Source organism: Rhodococcus sp. NPDC019647 (genome assembly GCF_044389235.1).
GTDB classification, from domain to species: Bacteria; Actinomycetota; Actinomycetes; order Mycobacteriales; family Mycobacteriaceae; genus Rhodococcus_F; species Rhodococcus_F oxybenzonivorans.
The window spans coordinates 38,713-44,361 of the sequence record NZ_JBIRXS010000029.1 but is presented as its reverse complement, the minus strand read 5'-3'; the positions used below and the strand labels follow the sequence as shown (position 1 = coordinate 44,361).

At 67.6% G+C, this 5,649-nt stretch carries 5 protein-coding genes; all 5 read left to right on the top strand.

The window, feature by feature from the left end; all coding sequences use genetic code 11:
* Positions 1-128: 128 nt before the first annotated feature.
* The 5 genes from ACH49N_RS32075 (at position 129) to ACH49N_RS32055 (ending at position 5,644) form a co-directional block, all read left to right on the top strand.
* The gene (locus tag ACH49N_RS32075) at positions 129-1,352 is read left to right on the top strand and encodes a lipase family protein (RefSeq protein ID WP_358276670.1); all 1,224 of its coding nucleotides are present in this window, start codon (positions 129-131) and stop codon (positions 1,350-1,352) included.
* A gap of 115 nt (positions 1,353-1,467) precedes the next feature.
* The gene (locus tag ACH49N_RS32070) at positions 1,468-2,157 is read left to right on the top strand and encodes an SDR family NAD(P)-dependent oxidoreductase (RefSeq protein ID WP_358276669.1); all 690 of its coding nucleotides are present in this window, start codon (positions 1,468-1,470) and stop codon (positions 2,155-2,157) included.
* An 83-nt stretch (positions 2,158-2,240) separates the two neighbouring features.
* On the top strand, positions 2,241-4,562 hold the full coding sequence (locus ACH49N_RS32065; protein ID WP_358276668.1) for a LuxR C-terminal-related transcriptional regulator: 2,322 nt from the start codon (positions 2,241-2,243) through the stop codon (positions 4,560-4,562).
* Between the two features lie 362 nt (positions 4,563-4,924).
* Entirely contained in the window at positions 4,925-5,317 is a 393-nt protein-coding gene (locus ACH49N_RS32060; protein ID WP_159922302.1) for a Zn-ribbon domain-containing OB-fold protein, read from the top strand.
* Between the two features lie 3 nt (positions 5,318-5,320).
* Positions 5,321-5,644: a hypothetical protein gene (locus ACH49N_RS32055; protein WP_159922304.1), complete on the top strand. Its 324-nt coding sequence runs from the start codon at positions 5,321-5,323 to the stop codon at positions 5,642-5,644.
* Positions 5,645-5,649: the final 5 nt, after the last annotated feature.

Sequence of the window (5,649 nt, the reverse complement as noted above, 5' to 3'; positions counted from 1 at the left end):
GCCGATGCGTGCCCGCGGCCCCGCTGTGACCGGTGGGCCGGTCCGATTGCAGTGACGTAACGGACCGGCCCGGATACCGATAACACCGGGGAACTCGGTCACACTCGAACTCGATTCCAGGAGGCGATATGGGGCGCTCACCCAGCAAGGGCCTGTCAGCACGCGCCGTGTGCGCGGTCTTCACCGCGTGCGTCGCCGTGGCCGGCGCGGGAGGTGTGGCCGCCGCAGCACCGATCTACCCTGCCTCCGAGACGGATCCCTTCTACGTGCAGCCGTCGAATCTCGAGTCCACCGCGGCCGGGCAGCCGATCGCCACCCGGCCCATGCCTCCGCTGCTCGCGTTCCCCGACACCGATGTTTGGCAGGTGAAGTACCGCACCACCAATTCGCAGGGCCGCCCGATCTCCTCGGTCAGCACCGTGTTGGTACCGCACACCCGGCCGGTGAACGGTCCGCTGCTGTCCTACCAGCACATCATCAACGCGCTCGGACCGCGGTGCGCGCCGTCACGCACCCTCTACACCAACGACCCGGACCTTCAGATCAAGGAGGCGCCGGCGCTGAATCTCGCACTGCAGCGGGGCTGGACGGTCGCCCTTCCCGACCACCTGGGACCCAACAGCGCCTACGGCGCGGCCAAGCTCGGCGGGTTCATCACCCTCGACGGTATTCGCGCCGTGCAGCGTGTTCCGGAACTGAACGTCGCGCAGAGCCCTGTCGCGCTGGCCGGCTACTCCGGGGGCGGCATGGCGTCGGCCTGGGCTGCGGCTCTCGCGCCGGAGTACGCCCCGGAGCTGAACATCGTCGGGGTCGCCGAGGGTGGTGTACCGATGAACATCGGGAAGATGGCCAACGGCCTGGGCATGCAGCCGCATCCCGCGTTCGGCCTGGCGATGGCGGCGGCGCTCGGCCTCGAACGGGAATATCCGGACCGGCTGCCGATCAGTGAGCAGCTCAACGATCGTGGTCTGGCCATGCGCAGCGATATGGCGAATGCGTGCACCAACGGCATCCTCGCGGCGGGGGCCGGTCGCAGTGCGACCGAGGTGGCCAAGACCACGGACCTCATGAGCAGCCCGCAGGCGTGGGAAGTACTCGACGAGAACAGTGTCGAGCTGTATCCCGGTGTGCCGACCGCGCCGATCTTCGAATGGCACAGCCCGACCGACGTGCTCATCCCCGTCGACTCGATCGAGACGACAATCGCACGGTACTGCGCGGCCGGTGTTCGGGTGCAGTCGGAACTCTTCCCGAGTCCCGACCACCTTTCGACGGCGGTCCTGGGTCTTCCCACCGCCCTGGATTACCTGGACGCGCGGTTCCGGGGCGATCCGGCACCGAGCAACTGCTGACCGACCACCCCACTCCGGGCGGTGACATGTGTGATCGTCATCGGATTGTGTTCTGCCTGAACGGTGTCCGGATAGCGCGGCGTTTGAGTGCCGGAAACCACGGGTACCCAAAATTATGCATGCCAGCGCACTCAATGCCGTCGTGACGGGATCGGACTCGGGGATCGGCCGGGCCGTCGCGCTGGCACTCGCGGACGATGGTTTCCACCTCGGGCTGGCATATGCCACGGAACGAGACCGCGCGGAGGCCACGGCCCGCGAGGTGAGGGCCAGGTCGGTGCGCGCGGTGGTGCGGAAGATGGACCTCGCCGAGCTACCCCACTCGGCCACCGCGGTCGACGAGTTCGCCCGGGAACTCGGCGGAATCGGTGTCCTCGTCAGCTGCCCGGGCAGCACGGCCGTCGAATGCATACAACGCGGTGTCCGGTACATGATCGCCGGCGGGCAAGGTGGCCGCATCGTGAACATCACCGCCTCGGCTTCGTCGCTCGGCGGGCTGACCGGTCTCCTCGCCGCCGAGTTGTCGCGGTACTCCGTCACCGTCAATTCCGTCGTCGTCCCCGCCGCGGATCCCGCGTTCCCGTCCTCGGGCCGCGACGACGGGGAAGCCGCCACCGTCGCGTCGTACCTCACAGCGCCTGCCGCGATGTTCGTCACTGGCGCCCAGTACATGGTGGAAGGTCGCCGAGTCACCATTACCCCGCACAGCCTGACCGACCCCGGCCCTCGCCGTCCCGGTTCCCGGGGAAGCCACCGCATCCGCTCCTACGCCGGTCGCTGGGCACCGACCCGGTGGACCCGTTGACCCTCCGTTGTGTGAAAACCCGGTGAAGGACGAGCGTCGCTGTACCGTTGTTCCAGGGGGCGTGAAATGAGAGTGACGGCTTCATGCAGCCCGCAGCGAAGATCAAGGTGGGGAATCTGCCTCACGAGCTGACGAGTTTCGTCGGTCGGCGTCGAGAGATCGCAGAAGCGCGCGGCCTGCTGGCCACCTCACGCCTGGTCACACTCACCGGAATCGGAGGAGTCGGCAAGACCAGGCTGGCCCTGCGGGTTGCGCTCGATTCGAGTCGGGCGTTCGAGGACGGCGTGTGGCTGGTCGAACTGGGCGAACTCGAGGAAGACGCCCTGGTAGTCGGTGCCGTGGTCGCAGCTCTGAAGCTGCGTGAGCAGCACTCCGAGGCACCCGAGGTGGTAGTGCGGGAGTTCCTGGAGCCACGGTGCGTGCTGCTGGTCCTCGACAACTGCGAACATCTCGTCGACGCCGTCGCCGGCCTGACCGAGTTCCTGCTGCGGAGCTGCCCCGATTTGCGGATCCTCGCCACCAGCCGGGAACCACTCGGAATCCCGGGCGAGGCCACCGTTCGGGTGCCACCGCTCACCCTGCCCCACTCGGGCCATCCCGCGTCGGTGAAGGCCCTCGCCCAGTACGAGTCGGTCGCACTGTTCGCTGAGCGCGCCGCCGCGGCCGTCCCCGGATTCCATCTCACCGAGGACAACCATGTTGCGGTCGTGCAGATCTGTCAGCAACTGGACGGTCTGCCATTGGCGATCGAACTGGCCGCAGTGCGACTCCGGGTGATGTCGGTCGAACAAATCCTTCAGCGGCTGACGGACCGCTATCAACTGCTCACGACCGGATGCCGCGGCGCGCCCGCACGCCAGCAGACGCTCCTGTGGTGTATCGACTGGAGCCACGAACTGTGCACGCCGCAAGAACGGGAACTGTGGGGAAGGCTCGCCGTCTTCGCCGGGGGCTTCGAATTGGACGCGGTCGAGAAGATCTGTTCAGGATCATTGCGCCCCGCCGAGGTCGTCGACGTGGTCGCCTCGCTGATCGACAAGTCGATCCTGATCCGGGAAGAGGCCAGGGGCGCGGTGCGCTACCGGCTCCTCGAGACTCTCCGCGAGTACGGCCGCGAGAAGTTGCAGGAGACCTCGGAGTTCGCGTCACTGCTGCGCCGGCACCGGAATTTCTACGAGCAATTGGCGGTGCAGGCGCGGTCCGAATGGGTCAGCGCCCGGCAGGTCAGGTGGATCGAGCGCCTCGACGCCGAGCAACCGAACTTGCGAGCCGCCCTGCATTTCTGCCTGACGTCACCGAAGGAAGCGGCGGCGGGGCTCCGCATGGCCGCAGCCCTGTACCCGTTCTGGCGGTCGCGGGGACTGCTGAGGGAGGGCAGACGCTGGATCGACCAACTGCTGGCTGTCCGCGGCGCCGGTTCCGCGGAGGAACGGATCCGCGCCCTCTACGTCGCGGTCATGTTGTCCGAACTCAACAGCGACGTCGAGGCCTCGTCCGCGGCGATCGAGGAGGCTCATGCACTCGCCCAGGGGGTCGCCGACCCGATCTCACACGCACTGATTGCTCACGCCGAAGGTGGTCGCGCGATGTTCGGCGGACACCTCGACGCGGCCCGGGCAAATTACGAGGCCGCGTTGGCCGTGTTCCGCACCGACGACAATCTTCTGCACCTGGTCTGGGGGCTTCTCGGACTCGCGCTGGCGACCGGTTCGACCGATCCGGATCGGTCCGCGCAGTGTCAGCGCGAGATACTCGCCCTGACCGAAGCGCACGGCGAGTCGGTGTATCGCAGTTGGTCACTGTGGGCGGCAGGTATGTCGGCGTGGCAGCACCGCGACTTCGAGGGCGCGGAGGGTCTGCTGAAACAGGGTCTGCAACTGGCCGGGATGGTCGACGACCGCATCAGTGCTGCGGGATGCCTGGAAGTGCTGGGCTGGATCGCAGTGGGCAGGGGAGACAGCCACCACGCGGCCGAACTGATGGGGGCCGCGCACGCGCTGGCGCATGCGGTCGGCAATCCGAACACGGTCTATCCGAACCAGCGCATCCATCATCTCGACTGCGCCGAACAGGCGCGACGGGACATCGGTGACCGCGCGTTCGAGGCAGCCTTCCATCAGGGAATGAACACCTGCCTCGAGGAGGCCGCAGCGGCCGTGCTGGGGACGAAGCAGCGCACGAATCCGAACACCGATCAATCGCACACCGCCCTGACGCGCCGCGAATGGCAGGTGGCCGAACTCGTCGCCGACGGGCTGACCAACAAGGCGATCGCCGCCACCCTGGTCATCTCGCAACGCACCGCCCAGGGACACGTCGAGCACATTCTGGCAAAACTCGGCTTCACCTCCCGCACCCAGATCGCGGCGTGGGTCGTGGAGCACGCGCAGGATCGGCACGTCTGACAACTGCACGGCCGGGACGGGGGAACGCGTCGCGGGGGGCGAAACAGGTATGTGCCCGGGTCGATCGGCCGCTGTACTTTCCGGCGGCACGGGTCAAGCTCATACGCGTCCCCCTTTCAGCCGGTACCACCCCCGAGGCCCCCGATGTCCCCTACACCGCGAACACACCGAAAGCCCGACTACCACCGCGCTCGGCCCCCGATCCTTCGGCGGCCTCACCCGACCGATGGGTGTCGACTCCGGAGCGGGGGGAAACGGAGGTTGTACGGCATGGTGGGTCGGGGGACACCGCACAGCAGGCCGTTACCTTTCGCGTCCGTGACGCCGACGGTAGGTCTCACCTTCGCCGGGCGGGTGACGGTATGAGCCCGGAACGACACAGCCGCGGGCATGCGCTCGCGAAGGCGTGCGCGCTGATGATCCAACGCTGCCGCAGCTGCACGACCCTGCTGGCACCGCTGATGGCCACGTGCTCGACGTGCCAGGGTTCCGATTTCGAACAGGTGCCCTCGTGTGGTGTCGGTTCGATCGTCTCGTCCAAATCGGTCGAACGTGAACGGCGCGGCCGGGATCGTGCCACCGCCCCCTGCACGATCGCGATCGTGGAACTCGACGAAGGCCCCTGGGTGTACACCTGGATCGACGGCGAGGTCCCTGCCTCTTCCTCCCAGCAACCCGTCCGTGTCGAGTTCCGGCCGGCGGCAGCGGCCGAGCAGCTACCCGTGTTCGCGATCCGGCACTCCAGCGAGGGCTGACCCATGCAGACGCGTCCTGCGGTCGAGCCCGGCGAGAAGTACGACGCCGAGTGGATCCGCTTCTGGCTCGGCCGCTGTGAGTGGCTCGAGCGGACCCATTCGCTGAGTTCGGACGGCCGCTGGATGGCGGTCTTCGCCATTCAGTGGGCCCCGTTCGGCGGTGCCGCCGCGGCGGACCTGATGGAACGTTTCGGCGTCGAGCGGGAGCGTTTCCTGGAACTCGTCCTCGCAGCACTGGCGCCGCGCAGCTCTGATCTGCAGCGGATTCGCGCGGTGAAAAGTCGTCTGCGGGCCTCCCTCGAGCACGCGTGGCGGCGAATCGAGTAGTCGCG

Excerpts from the sequence above, each read along its gene's own strand:
- ACH49N_RS32075 (WP_358276670.1), top strand. The coding sequence starts at position 129 with ATGGGGCGCTCACCCAGCAAGGGCCTGTCAGCACGCGCCGTGTGCGCG.
- ACH49N_RS32070 (WP_358276669.1), top strand. The coding sequence starts at position 1,468 with ATGCATGCCAGCGCACTCAATGCCGTCGTGACGGGATCGGACTCGGGG.
- ACH49N_RS32065 (WP_358276668.1), top strand. The coding sequence starts at position 2,241 with ATGCAGCCCGCAGCGAAGATCAAGGTGGGGAATCTGCCTCACGAGCTG.
- ACH49N_RS32060 (WP_159922302.1), top strand. The coding sequence starts at position 4,925 with ATGAGCCCGGAACGACACAGCCGCGGGCATGCGCTCGCGAAGGCGTGC.
- ACH49N_RS32055 (WP_159922304.1), top strand. The coding sequence starts at position 5,321 with ATGCAGACGCGTCCTGCGGTCGAGCCCGGCGAGAAGTACGACGCCGAG.